At 64.7% G+C, this 269-nt stretch carries 1 pseudogene; it reads right to left on the minus strand.

Going from position 1 to position 269, the window contains the following annotated elements:
- Positions 1-269: pseudogene (locus SB772_RS41480) on the minus strand (LysR family transcriptional regulator); the annotation flags it as partial.

Here is a 269-nt window from a genome sequence, read left to right on the forward strand (position 1 = left end):
CGTCGACGTCAGGCGAGTAGGTCTCGCGATCGTCGTTCGACGGAATCACTTTCAGATGGATCCCCGGATAACGCTCGAGAAAATCGCCGATATGCCGGGCGAGCCAGCGCGACGTGAGCGACAGCGGCGTCGACACGACGAGATCGCCGGCGGCCGCCGGCGAATCGAGCCTGACGGTGGCGTTCGCGATCATGTCGAACGCGGCGCCGACCGGTTCCAGCAATGCCTCGCCTTCGGGCGTGAGCTTCACGCGGGCTTTTGATCTGACG

The organism is Paraburkholderia sp. SIMBA_030, from assembly GCF_046535245.1.
Lineage (GTDB): Bacteria > Pseudomonadota > Gammaproteobacteria > Burkholderiales > Burkholderiaceae > Paraburkholderia.